This is a genomic window from Allomesorhizobium aridi, from assembly GCF_043769475.1.
Taxonomy (GTDB): Bacteria; Pseudomonadota; Alphaproteobacteria; order Rhizobiales; family Rhizobiaceae; genus Allomesorhizobium.
Genome location: NZ_CP171729.1, coordinates 2,950,814 through 2,969,806, shown reverse-complemented (window position 1 = coordinate 2,969,806; position 18,993 = coordinate 2,950,814). Strand labels below are relative to the sequence as shown.

Below are 18,993 nucleotides of genomic sequence, written 5' to 3'. Positions count from 1 at the left end.
CTCACGCGCGTTCGATCGCCGCGGCCAGTGTGTGCCGCACCGTCCGTTTGGCCAGCGGGATCTTGAAATCGTTGCCGCCATAAGCTTTCGCCCCGGCGAGCGCAGCTTCGGCGGCGTCGGTATAGGCGCGGTTGGACACCGTAGCGCCGGCCAGCGCGCGCTCCGCTTCGCCCGCGCGCCACGGTTTGGCGGCGACGCCGCCCATCGCGATCCGGGCGCTCCGGATGCCGCCGCCGCTCGCCTCGACGATCGCCGCCACCGATACCAGCGCGAAGGCGTAGGAGGCGCGGTCGCGCACTTTCCTATAGATCTGCCGGCCGGGCGGCGCAGGCGGCAAGGTGACAGCGGTGATCATCTCGCCATGCCCGAGTTCCGTCTCGACATTGGGCGTCGTGCCGGGCAGCCTGTGTAGGTCGCCGACCGGGATCGTGCGGGTTTCGCCGTCTGGCGAAATGGTCTCGACGCTGCCGTCGAGCGCTGCCATCGCGACCGCCATGTCGGAGGGATGGACCGCGATGCAGGCCTCGCTGGCGCCGAGGATGGCGTGCATGCGGTTGAACCCTTCGAGCGCGGCGCAGCCCGAGCCGGGCTCGCGCTTGTTGCAAGGCATGTTGCGGTCGTAGAAGTAATAGCAGCGCGTGCGCTGCAGCAGATTGCCGCCGGCTGAGGCCTTGTTGCGGATCTGGCCGGAGGCGCCGGCAAGCATCGCCTGCGACAGCACCGGATAGCGCGACCTCACCCGGGGATCGGCGGCGAGATCGCTGTTGCGGACTTGGGCGCCGATGCGCAGCCCGCCCTCCGGCGTGTCCTCGATGCGGTCGAGCGGCAGCCGGCTGACGTCGACGAGATGCGCCGGCCGCTCGATGTCGAGTTTCATCAGGTCGAGGAGATTGGTCCCGCCGCTGATGAATTTCGCTTCCGGCCGGGCGGCAACTGCGGCAGCCGCTTCTCTCGCGTCTCCGGCGCGTTCATAGGTAAAGGCTCGCATGGTTCACGCCTCCCCGGCCGCGTCGCGGATCGCTGCGACGATGTTGGGATAGGCGGCGCAGCGGCAGATGTTGCCGCTCATGCGCTCGCGGATTTCAGCATCGGTAAGTGCGGCGCTGGCCGCTACGTCCGTGCCCGCATGGCTCGGCCAGCCGGCCCTGATCTCGCTCAGCATGCCCACAGCCGAGCAGATCTGGCCCGGCGTGCAGTAGCCGCACTGAAAACCGTCGCGGGCGACGAAGGCAGCCTGCATCGGATGCAGTTCGTCGCCCTCGGCGAGCCCTTCGATCGTGGTGATGTCGTCGCCTTCGTGCATGGCGGCGAGCGTCAGGCATGCATTGATCCGGCGTCCGTTGACCAGCACCGTGCAGGCGCCGCACTGGCCGTGGTCGCATCCCTTCTTCGAACCGGTGAGGCCGAGGTGATTGCGCAGTGCATCGAGCAGCGTCGTGCGCGGATCGAGTTCGACCGAGAACCCGTTTTTGTTGATCGTCAGGTTCATCGGCATTGTCGGCGCCGGCGTTGCAGCAGCAGCTGCCGTCATGATGGCGTCCTGCTGGGCCCGAACCGGCACGCCGGCTGCCAAAAGCAAGCCGGTCGCGGCCCCGCCTTCCAGCACCGTTCGGCGCGTCGGCCAATTCCTGTTGTCCGTTTCGGCCATGATATCTCCCAATCCGGTGACGAGAGCCCGCACAGCGATCCCGGTGAAGATGCCGGCAGCCGCTGTGGGTCGACACGCCTGAGGTGGTGGCGGGTGCGGCGGGTTTCTTTCAGGAAACCGGGCGCAATATCAGGATTCCGGGGAAAAATGCGTCCGATAGACCCGTGGGGTCATGCGCCTGAGCCGCCGGAAAGTTGCGGTGAAATGGCTCTGGCTCGAGAAGCCGCAGCGGAAAGCAATGGCGCTTAACAACATGTCGGTTTCGCGCAGCAGCATTTCCGCTCGCCGGATGCGTTCTTCGATCACATAGGCATAGGGCGCGAGGCCGGTTGTCGTCTTGAAACGGCGTGCAAAATTGTCCACCGCCATGCCGGCGACAGCTGCCAGTTCGGTCAGCGAGATGTCGGAGGTCAGGTTAGCGTCGATGTAATCGCGGATCCGGGCAAGCATCCGGCGGCTAAGATGGCCGTGACGCACAGCCGGGGTTTGCACCCTGTTCAGGGCGGCCACGCGAAGACTGACAAGCGCCGCAAGATGCTCGACATAAGCGGTGTCCGGCTTGTGGCCGAGCGCTATCTCGTCGCGAAGCGAACCCAGAAGGGCGGCGATGACGCTGTCGCTCTTGTTCACCAGGATTGGCATATCCCTCAGGCGTTCGCATTCCGGAAGCCCGAGGTCGGGATCGATCCACAGAGCGGAATAGGACAGGTCCACATCGCGATAGTAGCCGAGCCGCTCGGCGCCGGCGGGAACAAAGGTGAGATTTCCCGGCCGATCTCGCCCGTCGTAGAGAGATTTCCCCTCGGATCTGATGGAGGTCTCGGACGTACCGCCGTCTTCGGTCAGCACGATCAGGTGATGAGGCGCCGTCCAGCGCAGTTCGGCGTCCCGGCACGCCCAGCGGCGATTGTCGAAAATAATCGAGGAGCCGATCCATGAAGCTGTCTGGATGGCCTCCGACCTCTCTTCGCGCGCCCTGATCCGTCCGTCACCAAGCAATGGTCTGAATGACATCGTTGCATCCCGTCGGTTCGTGTCTCGGAATTGCGCCTAGCCGCCGCGGCGCGTGAAAACTGGTGACATTGACAACGTATTTGGGGCGACCGCCGGGCATGATAACCGCGCGCCCATTCACAGTCCCGTGACTGCTGCTCGGTCTAAGTTGCTCCGCTCCCGGGGCGGTTATTGTCGCTCGCGGATTTAGGGGCCTGTGCGCGGGCAAGGTCGGACAGATAGCGCGCCATCAGCGGCGAATCGCCGAACCGGCGGTAGTCGGCTTCGGCCGCGAGCGAAAAGCTGCGGTCAGCCTCGATCAGTTGCGCCATGGTCTCGCGCGCCTCGCTCAGTTTCTCCTGACGGACCTGCACCGCGGCACGGATGCGAAGGCAATTCGGGTCCCGCGGTGCACGCAGAAGGCACTCGGCGAGAAGCTCGTCGGCTTCCTCCGTCCGGTCGGCTGCATAGAGCGCCTGGCCGTGGACGTAGGCATAGTATTCGGGCGCCATCGGGTGAAGGCGCCGGGCGCGCTCGGCATTTTCGACAGCTTCGGCGTAGGCGCCAAAGCGGACCTGCGCCTTGGCCAATGCCATCAGGCTGTCGGGATCGCCTGGGTTGAGCTCGACCGCACGCTGGGCCGCCCGCATGCCTCCCGAATAATCTCCGCTCGCCGACAGGCCAAAGCTCAGAATCTGGTATCCGAGCGGCAGATACGGTTCGAGGCGGATCGCCTGTCGTGCCTCGTCCAGGCCGATCTCCAGGTCACGCACCGTCGCCTCGCCGGTAAGGTTATCGATCCGATCGATGATGTGAGTCATGCCCAAATAGGCATGAGCAGCGGCGTATTCGGGATCGAGTTCAATGGCGCGTCGGTAAAGTGCGCGCGCGGCGAGCAACGCGGGCCCGTCGGATGCCCCATGCTTGTACTGATCGCGCGCCTGAAGAACGAGGTCATAGGCTTGCAGGTTCTCGGTGGGGCGATCGGCCGCCGCCTCCGATTCCGATTGACGCACATAAGAGACAAGCGAGGCGACGATCTCGGCGGTGAGATCAGTTTGCACGGCGAATACATCCTCGACCCGGCGATCATAGCTCCGCGACCACAAATGGGTCCCGGTATTCGCATCGATAAGCTGAGCCACCACGCGCAGCTGATCGCCGGAGCGGCGCGCACTCCCTTCGACGACGTAGCCCGCGCCAAGGATAGCGCCGACCTCCCGAATGTCCGCGGACCTCTCCCGCGCGGCGAAGGTGGAGTTCCGGGCAATCACCAGGAGCTCCCGATTGCGCGCCAGTTCGGTGATGACGTCTTCCGTAAGGCCGTCGCTGAAGTAGGCCTGTGCCGGATCGCCGCTCAGATTGTCGAACGGCAGCACCGCAACAGCCGGTCGCATGTCGGCGCCCGCAGTTTCCACTGCCGTCTGTTCGCGCCCTTGAAGCCGCTCGGCGATCGCCTGCTTCCAGTCTACGTCCAGCGTCAATGCCCCGGCCGCGGCGACTGCCGCCATCAATCCGGCCGCCGCCGTCGCCGCCCATCGAGGCGCGCGCCATGCAGACCGCTTCGCGTCCGCAACCGGCGAAGAATGCCGCGGCCGCAATGCGTAGACCTCGACTGTCTCGGGGATATTCTTGACCTGGCGCCGGCCGATACTCTCGAAGCGTTCGCTCCGGCTCTTGTCGGCGCTGCGGACGACGGCGGCGCTCACATAGATGCTGCCGGGTTCCGCCATGGCCTCGAGCCGGGCGGCTATGTTCACGCCATCGCCGAAGACATCTCCGTCCTCTTCGATAACATCGCCCATGTTGAGACCGATGCGCAACTGGAGCGAGCGTGTGGCGAATCCATTCTGGATCTCCAGCGCGGCGTCCAGCGCCTCGTTCACACTTGGAAAGGTGGCAAGAAAGCCGTCGCCGGTGTTCTTGAAGACGCGGCCGCCATGCCGGTCCACTGACGGCCGGACGATTTCATCCAGGGCCGCGCGCAATTGGTTGTAGGTGGCCGATTCGTCCTCGGCCATCATGCGGCTGTAGCCGACGACATCGCCAGCCATAATAGCTGCCAGCCTGCGCTCCATGATATCAACCTCGAATTGCTAGCAATAATAGAAAATAGGCTGTGGCGGCCTCGCTAGCCAATCACATTCCCGTTCGCTCCGCACCGGAGTGGAGGTTCGCGAGGCGGACTGACGGACACGCCGAACGCAACAGAAGCCATATGATGACTTGAAAGCTTTTCGGTCCACATGATAAGTTTCATATGATGACCTCGCTTTTGTCCTGCGGCGAGAGTATGAAACATCATGACCCGGCAAAGTTTGGAGGATCCATGCAGCAGGTCGAACATCGAACGTCCCGCAGGTCGTTCGTCTCTCAGGTTGCAGATGCGCTGCGCGGACAGATCGAAGCCGGCTTCTATGCCCCCGGCGACAAATTGCCGACAGAGCCAGCGCTGATCGACCGGTTCGGGTTCAGCCGTACGGTAATCCGGGAAGCAATTGCAGCCCTTCGCGCCGACGGGCTGGTGGAATCGCGGCAAGGCGCCGGTGTCTTCGTTCTCGGCCCCAAATCGACCGATGAGGGGCTGAAGCTCTTCACCGACGAGACGGACAAGATTTCCGACATTATCGAAGAACTCGAGCTGCGTATTGGCATCGAAGTCGAGGCAGCCGGCCTTGCCGCGGCGCGCAGTTCGCCGGCGCAGGAGGCCGAAATCGAGGCCCAGGTCGAAAGGTTCGCCGATCTCATGGCGCAGGGGCAACCCACCGACGAGGCGGACTTCCAGTTCCACATGGCGATTGCTACAGCGACGAACAACGCCAGATTCAAGGCATTTCTCGAACATGTGGGCCGCCGGATGATCCCGCGGGTGAAGTTCAAGACGATGATGGGCGGCGTCGACCCCTTGCCCAATCGCGACCATCCGATTCTGGAAGAGCACAGAGAAATCGCGGATGCGATTCTCGCCCGCGACCCGGAAAAGGCGCGGGAAGCGATGCGCCGCCACCTGGTGACGGGGATCAAGCGCTATCGCGCATTGACCGTCCGGCGCCCGGCGAGGGAAGACAAGAACGACGGTTGACTCGTCGAAACACTCATCATATGACTTTGAACGACATCATATTAATTTGCGGGATGAGTTCTTTTGTCGCCAGATGAAATCAAGTTGCGCGTCGCCTCCGGGCTGCTGTCGTTTCCGGTCACACATTTCAACGAGGATCTCAGCCTCAATCTCGAAAGCTACCGCGCGCATGTGGAATGGCTCTCCGGCTTCGGCGCTGCTGCCCTGTTCGCGGCGGGCGGCACGGGAGAATTCTTCTCCCTCTCGCCGGAAGAGGTCGCCGATGTCACCCGCGCGGCCAAGGATGTCTCGGGGAACGTGCCGATCATTGCCGGCTGCGGCTACGGCATGTCGCTCGCCAGGGAAACTGCCCGCCGCGCCGAAGCTGCGGGAGCCGACGGGCTTTTGCTGCTGCCCCATTACCTGATGGAGGCGCCTCAGGAGGGCATATTCCGGCATGTGAAAGCCGTGTGCGAATCCACCGGCCTCGGCGTTATCATCTACAACCGCGCGAACTCGGTAGCCAATGCCGACACGGTTGCCCGCCTTGCCGACGCTTGCCCGAACCTCATCGGCTTCAAGGACGGCACGGGCAAGGTCGATCTTGTCCGCCACGTCACCGCGAAGCTTGGCGATCGGCTCTGCTACATCGGCGGCATGCCGACGCATGAACTCTTTGCCGAAGGCTTTAACGGAGTTGGCGTGACGACCTATTCCTCCGCCGTCTTCAACTTTCTGCCGGAACTGGCGCAGCGCTTCTACAAAGCCATGCGGGCAAGCGATCGCGCTGCAATGGAAGAAATCCTGCACGGCTTCTTCTTCCCCTTCGCGGCGTTGCGCGATCGCGAGCAAGGCTATCCGGTCTCGATCATCAAGGCAGGCGTCGAACTCATCGGGCGGACGCCCGGCCCAGTCCGTCCGCCGCTGACGGACCTGAAGCCGCAGGAAAAAGACATGCTGCTCGACCTGATCGAAAGGGTCGCCGCCTAGAGCGATCGGCGAAAATTGGCGGATGAACGGGAAGAGGACGTTCGTCGGCCTGGCGCGACAGCCGAAACGGAAGATCAAAGGGAGGTAAGACATGAACAGGACAAGCATTCATACGATTGCAGCCGCCATATTGATGACGGCCGCCGCGCCATCGGCCCCGGCGCAAGCTGCGCAGGAGATCCGTATCGTCCTGCCGGAGCAGCCGGCCAATCTGGAGCCCTGCGGCACCATCATCACGAATGTCGGACAGATTCTCAGCCAGAACGTCGTGGAGCCGCTGACGGTTATTGATCCGGTTACCGGACAGCCTCAGCCGAAATTGGCAACGGAATGGACCAGCGTGGACCCGACGACCTGGCGGATTAAGCTGCGCGAAGGCGTGAAGTTCCAGGACGGATCGGAACTCAACGCCCAGGCGGTCGCATTCTCGATCGACAGGATGATCGGCGGCAAGATCACCTGCAGCAACATAGCGAAATTCGGCGACGCCAAACTGACGGTGACGCCGGTCGACGACCTGACCGTCGAAATCAAGTCGGACAGGCCCGAGCCCATCATGCCGACGTTGTTGAGCGTGGTCATGATCGTCTCGCCGAAGACGCCTGTCGATCAGGCGGTGAACGATCCGGTCGGAACCGGTCCCTTCAAGCTGTCGACCTTTTCCCCGCAGACCGTCGTTTTGGACTCGTTCGAGGGTTACTGGGGCAAGAAGCCGGAAATCACCAAGGCGACTTATGTCTGGCGGCCGGAATCCTCGATTCGGGCGGCCATGGTGGAGACTGGAGAGGCCGACCTGACGCCGTCGATAGCCATCCAGGACGCCAGCAATCCGGATACGGACTTTGCCTACTTGAACTCCGAAACCACCGCGATCCGCATCGACGCGGCCCAGCCGCCGCTCGATGATTTGCGCATCCGCCAGGCGCTCAACCTTGCGATCGACTGGGAAGGCCTTGCCCAGTTGTTCGGCGACGACGTCAAGCGAGCCTCGCAGATGGTTGTCGCCGGCATCAACGGCCATGACGATGCGCTCGAGCCTTGGCCCTACAATCCGGAAGAGGCGAAGAAGCTCATCGAAGAGGCGCGCGCGGCAGGCGTTCCGGTCGATACCGAAATCAAGCTCATCGGACGCAACGGCATCTATCCCAACGGCGCGGAAGCCATGGAGGCCATGATGACGATGTGGCAGGACGCCGGCCTCAACGTGAAGCTTACCATGCTCGATGTCGCCGACTGGCTGCGCTATCTGCAGAAGCCCTTCCCCGCCGAGCGCGGCCCTAATCTCCTGCAGATGATGCACGACAACAACAAGGGCGACGCGGCCTTCACCATTCCGATCTTCTATCGTTCGAGCGGCAGCTACTCGACCTTGGCCGATCCCGCATTCGACAAGGAGATAGTCGAGGCCCTTGCCGCCACCGGCGAAACCCGGACCAACGGCTTCAAGGCGATCTTCGCCCGGGCCCGCAAGGAAGTGGTAGGGGACATCCCGATGTTCCACATGATCGGTTATACCCGCGTCGGCGCCAGGCTGGAGTGGAAGCCCGATATCACCACCAACAGCGAAATACCGCTGGCCAATATCGCCATCAAAGACTGAGCGATGCGGCGGCGACGCAGGGTCCGATGATGATCCTGCGTCCGCGGCCCGTTGCTTCTGTCGATACCGCCGAAGGGCATCCGAATGATTACCTATCTTGGACGCCGCGCATCCCATAGCATCCTGTCGGTCATAGGCCTGCTGACGCTGGTCTTCTTCCTGACGCGGCTCACCGGCGATCCGTCGGCCCTCTACCTGCCTCTCGACTCGACCGCGGAAGCGCGGGCCGATTTCGCTCGGCTGAACGGCCTCGACCAGCCGATCTACTGGCAATTCCTCGAATATCTGCGCGATCTGCTGCGCCTGGATTTCGGTCAGTCGCTGCGCCAGAACCGCTCCGCCATCGAGGTCGCGCTCGAGGCGTTTCCCGAGACCCTGAAGCTTGCCGTCGTCGCAATCACGCTGTCGACCGCCTTGGCGATACTCGTGGGCTCCCTTGCGGCCGCGCGGCCGGGCAGCGTGTTCGACCGTATCGCCAGCCTCGTCTCTCTGGCCGGTGCGAGCGCGCCGGATTTCTGGGTCGCCATCGTCGGTATCCTTGTCTTCGCCGTGGGGCTGGAATTGCTGCCGACATCCGGCACGGGAAGCTGGACCCATTGGATCATGCCGACCTTCGTCCTGATGCTCCGGCCCTTCGGCCTCCTGGTGCAGGTCGTGCGCGGTACGATGCTGTCGGCGCTGGCCTCTCCATACATCAAGACTGCGAGAGCCAAGGGCCTGAGCCGGCAGAAGATCATCTTCGGGCATGCGCTTCGCAACTCGCTTTTGCCCGTGGTCACGGTCGCCGGCGACCTGGCGACGAGCCTCATCAACGGCGCCGTGGTCGTCGAGTCGATATTCGGCTGGCCCGGCATCGGCAAGCTGATGATCGATTCGATCATCCAGCGCGATTTCGCCGTCGTCCAATCGACGATTCTGGTGACGGCGACCGCCATCTTCATCCTGAACATCGCGATCGACCTGCTCTACGCGGTTCTCGATCCGCGGATCCGGTACTGAACCATGACGATCCTCACCCCTGACACCAAACCGCCGGCGGTTCCAGGCAGCGGCCGTGTGCTTCTCGCCTATTTGAAACGCGACAAGCTTGCGCTGGCCGCCGCTATTTTTCTGGTAATCGTCGTGCTCGCGGCGATCCTCGGCCCATGGCTGGTGGGCGACGTCGCTTCGCGGTTAGGACTGCGCCAGCGCAATCTCGCCCCCTTCTCGTTGGGGAGCGGCTGGATCTATGTCCTCGGTGCCGATACCCTTGGCCGGCCCATCCTGGCCAGGCTGATTGTCGGCGCGCAGAATACGCTGGGCATTGCGGCGGCGGCGGTATTCGCGTCCATGCTGGTCGGGGGCACACTCGGCCTGATCGCAGGCTATTCGGAGCGTTGGTACAGCCACCTCATTCTGCGCCTGGCCGATATCGTCATGAGCTTTCCGTCGCTGCTCCTGGCGCTCATCGTGCTCTACACGTTGGGCCCGAGCATCACCAATCTCGTGATCGTCCTCGCCGTCACGCGCATGCCGATCTATCTCCGAACGGCGCGCGCCGAGGTGCTGGAGTTGCGCGAACGCATGTTCGTGAGCGCGGCGCAGGCCATGGGCGCGAAGTCGGCCCGGATCATCATCCGGCATATTGCACCCCTCGTCCTGCCGACACTGGTGACGATTTCCGCCATTGATTTCGCGACCGTCATCCTGTCGGAATCGGCGCTGAGTTTCCTTGGTCTCGGCATTCAGCCGCCGGACTTTACCTGGGGCGCGATGGTGGCGAACGGCCGCGGCTATCTCGCCACCGCCTGGTGGATCGCATTCTGGCCGGGCCTTGCGATCATGCTGACGACGCTGTCGCTCAACATCCTCTCGAATTGGGCGCGCACCGTCGCCGATCCGCAGCAACGCTGGCGCCTGCAAAAATTGCGGAAAGCCGCCCGATGAGCAACGCGAGCAATCCCATTCTCAAGGTCGCGGGCCTGACCGTCGATTTCCTGTCGGACAAAGAGCCAGTGCGCGCCGTTGACGACGTTTCTTTCCACGTCAGCCGTGGCGAGACCCTTGTCATCCTCGGCGAAAGCGGCTCGGGAAAGAGCGTCAGCACGAGCACGGTGATGGACCTCATCGATTGCCCGCCGGGCGATATCGTGGCCGGCTCGTGCTTCTTCGATAGCGTCGAACTCTCCGGCCTCGGTGCGGAAGCGCGCAGAAGCATCAACGGCCGCAGGATTGCGATGATCTTTCAGGATCCGCTCGCCTATCTGAACCCCGTCTACACGGTGGGGCGCCAGATCGGGGAGGTCTATGAGAGCCACGGCGCGGGAAGCGGCAAGGCCGCCCGCGCCAAGGCGATAGAACTGCTTCGGCGCGTAGGCATCCCGGAGCCCGAAAACCGCGTCGATTTCTATCCGCATCAGTTCTCTGGCGGACAGCGCCAACGCGTGATGATCGCGATGGCGATCGCGCTGAAGCCGGACATCCTGATCGCCGACGAGCCGACGACCGCCCTGGATGTCAGCGTGCAAGCGCAAATCCTCGATCTGCTGCGCGATCTCCAGCGCGAAACCGGCATGGCGCTGATCATGATCACCCATGACCTTGAAGTCGCCGCGTCCATGGCGGACCGGATCATCGTCATGAATGGCGGCAAGGTCGTGGAGACGGGCATCGCCGAGGAAGTCTTCAGCAATCCGCAGCACGCCTATACGCGCCGGCTCATCTCGGCGCTGCCGCACGGCGATGCAGCCGAGACGCCGAACAGGCGTTCGACGACGATCGCCGGCGAAACCCTGCTCAAGGTGGAGCATCTCACGAAAGACTATGTGCTTGCGTCCGGGGCCTTTGCTGGCAAACGAACGTTCAAGGCGGTGGACGACGTCAGCTTCGAGGTCAGGAGAGGCGAAACGCTCGGCATCGTCGGCGAGTCCGGTTCCGGCAAGTCAAGCGTCGCGCGCATGCTGCTGGGGCTCAACGAGCCAAGCTCGGGCAGGGCTGTCTTTGCTGGCGAAAATATCTTCGAAATGAACGCGAAGCGCCTCATGGCGTTTCGGCGCAAGGTGCAGATGGTGTTCCAGGATCCCTACGGGTCCATGAACCCGCGCATGCGCGTCTACTCCATCATCTCCGAGCCTTGGGTGATCCACCGCGATATTCTGCCGAAGAACAAATGGAAGGGACGCGTGGCCGAGCTCCTGGAACTGGTAGGGCTGCTGCCGGAGCACGCCGACCGCTACCCGCACCAGTTTTCCGGTGGCCAGCGGCAGCGTATCGCCATTGCGCGCGCGCTTGCGAGCGAACCGGAGCTGATCATCTGCGACGAGGCGGTTTCGGCGCTCGACGTCTCCATCCAGGCGCAGGTGATCGATCTTCTCGCCGACCTCAGGACCCGGCTCAGTCTCTCCTATGTCTTCATCACGCATGATCTGCCGATCGTCCGCCATTTTGCGGACCGCATCATGGTCATGAAAAATGGGAAGATCGTCGAGCAGGGCCAAACCTCGGCGCTGTTCGCAGCGCCCCGCCACGAGTACACGCAAAGCCTGTTGCAAGCCGTGCCGAAGCCCAAATGGCTTTAAGCAAGCTCGATAGTCCTGAGCCGGGCTGTAGGCTTGCGGTGACTTCTCCATAGCTGGGAGAGGGCTAATCCATTGCTGGGAAGAGCTAAACCTCGGGGATGTTCTCTTTCAATATCAGGTGCAGCCGCGGAGGGTGTCCTTCATACGGCAGGTTGCGCACGGCGTGTTCGAGCAGGTTGAGCGCTTCGCGAGCCTCGACGCGAGGGTTCTGGTCGATGACGCCATCCATGGTCCCCTCGAGCAGAAGCTGCTTGGTGCCTTCCGTCAACTCGTGCCCCAGGAACACGACGGAGTGCTCGAGCTTTCGCTCCCTGAGGGCGCGCGCGACCCCCTGGTTGCCAGCTCCGATATTGTATATGCCGGCAAGATCGTCGTGCCGGTCGAGCAAGGCGGCGGCTTCCGCATAGGCGCGTTCGCGGTCGTCCCGCATCTCGCGCAGTTCGACGATCTCCAGGTTCGGGAACTCCTCGGCAAGAACGTGCCGAAAGCCCATCTCGCGCTCCTGGTGGCCGCGATAGGACAGGGATCCGGCGAACATCGCGACCTTCCGGGGCTGGCCGGCGCCCAGCAGGCGCCCGAGCACGTAGCCGGCCAGCCTGCCAGCCTGGCGGTTGTCGATGCCGACATAGGCGACCCTCGGCACGTGGAGTATGTCTGTTGCGAGTGTCACGACCTTGATGTCGTTGGCGGACAGCGCCCGGATCGCCTCGCGGACGGTAGGGTGATCGAGTGCGATGAGGCCGACGCCATCCGTCTTGCCATGCAGGTCGTGCAGCGTGTGGGCGAGGGTGTCGGGATTGAAGCCCTCGATCGAACTGACGCTGACGTCGAGTTGCGGCCGCGCCGCGCCTTGCGCGCTCAACTGCTCATGCAGCATGCGAATAAAGGTGTTCGTGCCGACAGGCAGGACGAAATCGAGCCGGATCTTTGCCGAACTCTGCCCGGCCCAGCTCGGGGCAGTCGCGAGGTAGCCAAGCTTCTTCGCCGTATCAAAGACGATCTCGCGGGTGCGGTCGCGAACGCCGGGGCGGTTATTGAGCACGCGGTCCACCGTCGCGGCGGAAACCCCGGCTTCACGTGCAATGTCCAAGAGGGTCGAACGCATGCTGCAGAGCTTTCAAGCAAGGTGGATCGGGTGTCCACCACGGGCAGAGGCCGAGTGATTCTGATGGAAAAAGATGTACCTGGGCAAGGACGGGCGGCAAGCGTCGCGACCGTGTTTAGGGAGCCGGCGGCCATGCCGCAAGCCGAAAGGAACGGGCGGAAACACCTCAAATAACATCATGTTTGGAGTGTGTCAGCATTTGTGCGCTGCGGCAGGAGCTTGAATTTGCACGATTATCTTCTCGGAGTGCGCTAAGTGATGATTTTTGATTTGAAATGATGTTGACAGCCTCATGAGCGAACGTCAATATTCCTCATACGGGGTCCTTAAAGTGGTTCCGGAGGGAGGAAATCAATGTCGAACCTTGTGCGCATCTCGCGGCGCGGTCTGCTTGCGTCCGGCGGAAAAGCCGCTTTGCTTGTCGGTGCGGTCGGTATCGCACCGAAATTTATTCGCCCAGGCCGCGCCTATGCGGCTGATGCGCTTGCCGCGGGCATGATCGGCGGCCCGACCGGCTTCGAGGGCGCCGAACGCTATCAGTACGGTCCCGAGACGCCCGAGGGGCGCGCCGTCGATGCCGCCACGGCGATGAAAGCCGGCGGCGTCGACAAGATCGTGCTTGGCCTTTCGGACGGTTCCATCGGCCAGTTGACCCAGCCCTTCCCGGCCGGCGCCCCTTCGATCAAGGATCTCTGGGAGAAGGAAACCGGCATCACGCTGGAAATCGTCGGTGTTCCGAACGGCCAGGAATTCACCAAGACGATGCAGGACATCTCCACCAAGGGTGGAGCGTACGACATCTATGCGGTCGAGTGGAACCGGCTGGGCGACCTCGCCGAAACCGGCGGCATCATCAAGCTCGACGACTTCGTCGGCAAGCACAGGCCCGAATGGGACGATCCGCAGACCGGCTACGTCAACGGCGCCGGCGGTGTGTCGCTGCTCAACCAGTACCGCGGGTCCACCTACGGCGTATCGCTCGACGGCGACTTCCAGACTTGGGTCTATCGTACCGACCTCTTCAACGACGAGAACGAGAAGAAGGCTTTTGCGGACAAGCACGGCTATGCGCTGGCCGCACCCAAGACGTGGAAGCAGCTCGATGAGATCTCGCTGTTCTTCCATCGCCCGGATAAGAATTTGCTCGGCTCGACCGACATCCGCAACCAGGGCTGGGGCTATACCAACTGGTACCAGCGCTACGTTTCGATGGGTTCGCCGAACCAGTTCCTGTTCGACGATACCGGCGCGCCGCTGATCAACTCCGAGGCGGGCATCGCTGCGACCCGCGAATACATCGATCTGCTGGCCTACAAGTCCCCGGACGCGATTTCGTGGGGCTGGCCCGAGCAGTACGGCAATTTCGCCAAGGGCGGCGCGGCCATGACCTGCGCCTTCTCCAACCTGCCGAAGTTCCTCGACAATCCGGCAAACAAGGATTCAGCCGTTACCGGCAAGATCGGCTCGATGCTGCCGCCCGGCCGCGAGGTCGACGGCAAGATGGTGAGCCGCTCGGTGCTGTGGCTCAATCTCTCCGCATCTGTGTCTTCGCAGGCAAAGAACCCGGAGGCATGCTACCTCTTCCTGCAGTGGCTCGGCTCGGCGCGGATCTATGCGTGGATGACAGCCAATCCCGGCGGCTATTTCGACCCGTTCCGCCTGTCGGACTTCTCCGATCCTCTCGTGCGCCAGACCTATCACGCCTACCACATGGACGTTGTGCGCGAGACGGTGGCCCGCACGGTGCCGACCATCAACTATCCCGGCGCGACCGCCTTCCACAATGCGCTCGACGAGAACCTCGTCGCCGCGCTCACCAAGGCAAAGACGGCCGAACAGGCGATGGCCGACACGGAGACGGAATGGCTCCGGATCGCGCGTCGCACCGGCGAGGACAAGCTGCTCGAGGCCATCAAGACCAACAAGGCGGCGTGGCCGACAATTCTCGATCCGGTAAGTTGATCCTCCCAAGCAAGCCGGAAGGGAGGGGCTCTCGCAGTCCCTCCCGCCTTCACAGCCAGCGGTACCAGCGTTCGACATGAAGCGTTCAATTCCATTCGAGATATTCCGGTACGCCGTCATCCTGCTGGCGCTCGCGGTGACGCTGATCCCGATCCTGTGGATGGTCTCGATGGCCTTCAAGCCGATCGGCGAGTGGTCGGCGACGGGAGCGGAGCTCACCTGGTGGCCGGATGCGCCGACGCTCTCCAACTTCCGCTTCATCTTCGGCGAGTCCGATTCGAGCCTGATCGTCGCGCTCGACAGGACCGCCCTGAAGCCGATCCTGTCGTCGCTGCTATCCGCCACCCTCGGGACGCTGATTGCGATGACGGCCGGCACGGCCGCCGCCTACGGCCTCTCCCGCTTCGGCTCCGGCCAGAACCTGCCGCTGGCGCTGACGCAATTGCGGCTCTTTCCGCCCATGGCTGTCATGATCCCTGTCATGATCATGTGGGCCTTCCTCAATCTCACCGACACCTGGTGGGGTCTGGCTCTCGTCTATGGCATCGTCACGCTGCCCTTCGCCTTCTGGCTGATGAAGACCTTCTTCGACGACATGCCGCGCGAACTCGAGGAAGCGGGCCTGGTCGAGGGATGCTCGCGCTGGCGCGTCTTCACCAGGATCACGCTGCCGATGATGCGCGCGCCACTGGCCAGCGCCGCCCTCTTCGTCTTCATCCTGAACTGGTCGGACTATCTGATCGCGCTGCTGCTGACCACGCGCGAATGGGTCACCGTGCCTGTCTATATGGCGTCGCTCTCCTCCTCCATGACCGGCCAACTTTACGGCGCGAAGGCGGCGCTCGGCCTGATCGCGGCGGTTCCGCCCGTCATCATGGGCATCGCCATCCAGCGGCATCTCGTACGCGGCCTGACGTTTGGGGCGCTGAAGCAATGAACGTCGCCACCGCCTCGGAGGACGCCATGGCGACGCTCGCCGCTGAAGGTCGCGCGGTTGCCCGCGACGAAGCCGCGCGTCTCGGCTTCCGGCTGGCGCTGCCGGCGCAGATTCTGGTGCTCTTCATCGCCGTCTTCCCGCTCCTGATGCAGCTCTACATCAGCCTGACCGACTGGTCACCGCTCTCCGGCATCGGCTGGTGGAACGCGTGGGAACTCTGGAACAGCTTCGCCAACTACACCGATCTCGCTGCCGACCGCCGCTTCTGGAGCGCGCTGTGGCGCACCTTCGTCGTGATGATCGTCTGCGTCCCGGCCGAATTCCTGCTCGGGCTTGGCCTGGCGACGCTGTTTGCCGACGATTTCCCCGGCAAGCGGCTGTTCTATTCGATCCTGCTCATGCCCATGATGGTCGTGCCTGCGGTGGCCGGCTACATGTTCTTCATGCTGTTCCAGTCGGGCGGGCCGATGAACGACATCCTGTCGGCGCTGACCGGAACCCGTGTTGCGATCGCCTGGCTTTCGGATCCGATGTTGGCGCTCGCCGCCGTGATGATGGCCGACATCTGGCAATGGACGCCGCTGATGTTCCTCATCCTGCTCGCCGGGCTTGTCGGCGTGCCGGAGGACCAGATGAAGGCCGCGACCCTGCTCGGCGCCAATGCCTGGCAGCGCTTCACGACGATCGTTCTGCCCAAGATGAAGACGATCATCATCATCGCGCTCGCCATCCGGGTTATCGAGAACTTCAAGATATTCGACACGCTCTACATCATGACCGGCGGCGGCCCAGGCGTCGCGACCGAGACGATCTCCGTCTATATCTACAAGCTCACCACGCAGGACCTGATCTGGGGATATGTCGCGGCGATCGCGCTCGCCATCCTGCTGGTGCTCTCCATCGCCACCGTCTTTGCCATGAAGCGCATGGCCGCGGCGCGGGAGGCGCGGGCATGAGCACGATCCGCCTCGAAAACCTGGTCAAGAAATTCGGCAATTTCACCGCGCTGAAGACGATGGACCTCGAAATCGCCGACGGAGAGTTCATGGCGCTGCTTGGTCCTTCGGGGTGCGGCAAGTCGACGACCATGAACATGATCGCCGGAATGGAGGAACCGACGTCCGGGCGCATACTGTTCGGCGACCGCAACATGTCCGGCGTGCCGATGGGGCGGCGAGGGGTCGGGTTCGTGTTCCAGAACTACGCGATTTTCACGCACATGACCGTGCGGCAGAACCTGTCCTACGGGCCGCGCATGCATGGCGCGCCGAAGGCCGAGACCAACCGCCGCGTCGGCGCCATCGCCGAGCTCTTGCAATTGACCGCCTTGCTCGATCGACGGGCGGATCGGCTGTCGGTCAACATCCTGCAGCGCGTCGCGATCGGCCGCTCGGCAATCATGGAGCCGGTGATCTTCCTGCTGGACGAGCCGCTCTCGAATGTCGATGCCGCCTTCCGCGCCGTGATGCGTACGGAGCTGAAGCACCTGCAGCGTCAGTTCAGGCAGACCATGGTCTATGTCACCCACGATCAGCTCGAGGCGATGACGATGGCCGACCGCATCGCGGTGATGGACCACGGCGTGCTCCAGCAGGTCGGCACGCCGCTCGACGTGTACAACAACCCGGCCAACGTTTTCGTGGCGCGGTTCATCGGCGCTCCCGGCATGAACCTGCTGCCGGGCAAACCAGCGGAAAGCGATCGAGGCCTGGTGATCGATCTCGGCCCGCTTGGCGCGACCGCTCCGCTTCCGGAGCGGCTGGCGGCGGCGATGCGGAGCCATTCGGGCGAGGTTCTCTTCGGCTTTCGGCCCGAGCAGGCGATGCTTGCGGGAGAAGGCCGCGGGATCGCCGCGTCGGTCACTGCGGTCGAGCGCATCGGCGCGCGCACGATCGTCCATCTCGGCGAGGGCGCTTCGGCGATCAAGGTGGTTCTCGACAACGATCAGCAAGCCGCCTTCGGCGCTTCGGCGATCGTGACGCCCAACATGGATGCGGTACGGATCTTCGATCGCACGACCGGCCAGGCAATCGGAGGCGCGGGCAATGGCTGAGATCGCCTTCCGGAACGTCGGCAAGCGCTACGGCGGCACGGTCGCGCTGTCGGATGCATCTTTCACGATCCATGACAACGAATTCTTCTGCTTCTTCGGCCCGCCGCTGTCCGGCAAGTCGACAATCCTGCGGCTGATCCTCGGTCTGGAAATGCCAGACCACGGCGAGATCCTGATCGGCGGCAAGCCGGTCAATGCGGTTTCGCCGGCCGAGCGCAACGTGGCGATGGTATTCCAGAACCTAGCGCTGTTTCCGCACATGAACGCGCGCGACAATATCCGCTTCCCTCTCGCCGAGCGAAAGATCCCGCAGGCGGAGATCGAGCGGAAGCTCGCCGACGTCGCCGCCAAACTCCACATCGGCCACATCCTCCACAAGCAGCCCGCCCAGCTTTCCGGCGGCGAACGGCAGCGCGTGGCCATCGCCCGGGCGCTGGTGCGCGATCCCGTCGCCTATCTCATGGACGATCCGATCTCCGCGCTCGACGCCCGCCTGCGCGAGGAAACGCGCGTCGAACTCAAGCGTATCCAGCGCGAACTTGGCAAGACGCTGATCTATGTGACCCACGACCAGGAAGAGGCGATGTCGGTGGCCGACCGCATGGCGATCCTCGAAGCAGGCGTGATCCGGCAGGTCGGCACGCCGCTCGAGATCTACGACCATCCGGCCAGCACCTATGTGGCGCGCCTGCTCGGCTCGCCGATGATGAACATCCTACCCTCGACGGCCAGCGGCAACGACATTCGCGTGGCGGACGGGGCGATCGCCGTCGAAGGCCTGGCCGGCGCCGCCGAAATCGCCGAAGTCGGCGTGCGGCCGGAGGATATTAGGGTGTCGACGTGGGCGCAGGGCCAGTCCGGAACGCCGTCGCGGGTCTATGAGGTCGAGCCGCTCGGCGGCTACACGGTAGTGACGGTCGATGCCGGGCCATCGCGGGTGAGGGCGCTGATGCGCGGCCAGCCCGACATCAGGCCGGAAGCGATGGTCGCGCTGAGCTGTGACGCGGCCGCCGTCCATCTCTTTTCGCGGAACGGGACCGCGCTTTCGCGATGAGCCGCGCCGCCGCACAAGGAATGACAGAGAGGA

The 18,993-nt window shown here is 63.5% G+C and carries 16 protein-coding genes; 11 read left to right on the top strand and 5 right to left on the bottom strand.

Features of this window, described 5'->3' with window-relative positions; genetic code table 11:
- Position 1 precedes the first annotated feature (1 nt).
- From ACG873_RS16575 to ACG873_RS16560, 4 genes are all read right to left on the bottom strand, one after another.
- Positions 2 to 988 (bottom strand): FAD binding domain-containing protein, encoded by a 987-nt coding sequence (locus ACG873_RS16575; RefSeq protein ID WP_394893134.1) that lies wholly within the window; start codon positions 986 to 988, stop codon positions 2 to 4.
- A 3-nt stretch (positions 989 to 991) separates the two neighbouring features.
- On the bottom strand, positions 992 to 1,648 hold the full coding sequence (locus tag ACG873_RS16570) for a 2Fe-2S iron-sulfur cluster-binding protein (protein WP_394893133.1): 657 nt from the start codon (positions 1,646 to 1,648) through the stop codon (positions 992 to 994).
- A 129-nt stretch (positions 1,649 to 1,777) separates the two neighbouring features.
- Positions 1,778 to 2,662, bottom strand: coding sequence for a helix-turn-helix domain-containing protein (locus ACG873_RS16565; protein ID WP_394893132.1), 885 nt, complete (start codon positions 2,660 to 2,662; stop codon positions 1,778 to 1,780).
- Between the two features lie 143 nt (positions 2,663 to 2,805).
- The gene (locus tag ACG873_RS16560) at positions 2,806 to 4,719 is read right to left on the bottom strand and encodes an adenylate/guanylate cyclase domain-containing protein (RefSeq protein WP_394893131.1); all 1,914 of its coding nucleotides are present in this window, start codon (positions 4,717 to 4,719) and stop codon (positions 2,806 to 2,808) included.
- 251 nt (positions 4,720 to 4,970) lie between these two features.
- Between ACG873_RS16560 and ACG873_RS16555 the strand changes: the two genes are divergently transcribed.
- From ACG873_RS16555 to ACG873_RS16530, 6 genes are all read left to right on the top strand, one after another.
- Entirely contained in the window at positions 4,971 to 5,723 is a 753-nt protein-coding gene (locus ACG873_RS16555) for a FadR/GntR family transcriptional regulator (RefSeq protein ID WP_394893560.1), read from the top strand.
- A gap of 63 nt (positions 5,724 to 5,786) precedes the next feature.
- On the top strand, positions 5,787 to 6,692 hold the full coding sequence (kdgD, locus tag ACG873_RS16550; protein WP_394893130.1) for a 5-dehydro-4-deoxyglucarate dehydratase: 906 nt from the start codon (positions 5,787 to 5,789) through the stop codon (positions 6,690 to 6,692).
- 91 nt (positions 6,693 to 6,783) lie between these two features.
- Entirely contained in the window at positions 6,784 to 8,292 is a 1,509-nt protein-coding gene (locus ACG873_RS16545) for an ABC transporter substrate-binding protein (protein ID WP_394893128.1), read from the top strand.
- A gap of 84 nt (positions 8,293 to 8,376) precedes the next feature.
- The gene (locus ACG873_RS16540) at positions 8,377 to 9,291 is read left to right on the top strand and encodes an ABC transporter permease (protein ID WP_394893127.1); all 915 of its coding nucleotides are present in this window, start codon (positions 8,377 to 8,379) and stop codon (positions 9,289 to 9,291) included.
- 3 nt (positions 9,292 to 9,294) lie between these two features.
- On the top strand, positions 9,295 to 10,218 hold the full coding sequence (locus ACG873_RS16535; RefSeq protein WP_394893125.1) for an ABC transporter permease: 924 nt from the start codon (positions 9,295 to 9,297) through the stop codon (positions 10,216 to 10,218).
- Entirely contained in the window at positions 10,215 to 11,849 is a 1,635-nt protein-coding gene (locus ACG873_RS16530) for an ABC transporter ATP-binding protein (protein ID WP_394893124.1), read from the top strand. Before ACG873_RS16535 ends, ACG873_RS16530 begins: the two co-directional genes overlap by 4 nt.
- 85 nt (positions 11,850 to 11,934) lie before the next feature.
- Here ACG873_RS16530 and ACG873_RS16525 read toward each other — a convergent pair whose 3' ends face one another.
- Positions 11,935 to 12,954, bottom strand: coding sequence for a LacI family DNA-binding transcriptional regulator (locus ACG873_RS16525; RefSeq protein WP_394893122.1), 1,020 nt, complete (start codon positions 12,952 to 12,954; stop codon positions 11,935 to 11,937).
- Between the two features lie 354 nt (positions 12,955 to 13,308).
- Here ACG873_RS16525 and ACG873_RS16520 point away from each other — a divergent pair, with 354 nt between their 5' ends.
- From ACG873_RS16520 to ACG873_RS16500, 5 genes are all read left to right on the top strand, one after another.
- The gene (locus ACG873_RS16520) at positions 13,309 to 14,916 is read left to right on the top strand and encodes an extracellular solute-binding protein (RefSeq protein WP_394893121.1); all 1,608 of its coding nucleotides are present in this window, start codon (positions 13,309 to 13,311) and stop codon (positions 14,914 to 14,916) included.
- Positions 14,917 to 14,992: 76 nt separating this feature from the next.
- Complete coding sequence (locus ACG873_RS16515) at positions 14,993 to 15,853, top strand: carbohydrate ABC transporter permease (protein ID WP_394893119.1); 861 nt, start codon at positions 14,993 to 14,995, stop codon at positions 15,851 to 15,853.
- Positions 15,850 to 16,809, top strand: a complete 960-nt coding sequence (locus ACG873_RS16510) for a carbohydrate ABC transporter permease (RefSeq protein WP_394893117.1) — start codon at positions 15,850 to 15,852, stop codon at positions 16,807 to 16,809. Before ACG873_RS16515 ends, ACG873_RS16510 begins: the two co-directional genes overlap by 4 nt.
- On the top strand, positions 16,806 to 17,906 hold the full coding sequence (locus tag ACG873_RS16505; protein ID WP_394893115.1) for an ABC transporter ATP-binding protein: 1,101 nt from the start codon (positions 16,806 to 16,808) through the stop codon (positions 17,904 to 17,906). The genes ACG873_RS16510 and ACG873_RS16505 overlap by 4 nt, the downstream gene beginning before the upstream one ends.
- A complete protein-coding gene (locus tag ACG873_RS16500; RefSeq protein WP_394893113.1) occupies positions 17,899 to 18,960 on the top strand; it encodes an ABC transporter ATP-binding protein in 1,062 nt (353 codons plus the stop codon). Before ACG873_RS16505 ends, ACG873_RS16500 begins: the two co-directional genes overlap by 8 nt.
- The last annotated feature ends 33 nt before the right edge of the window (positions 18,961 to 18,993 follow it).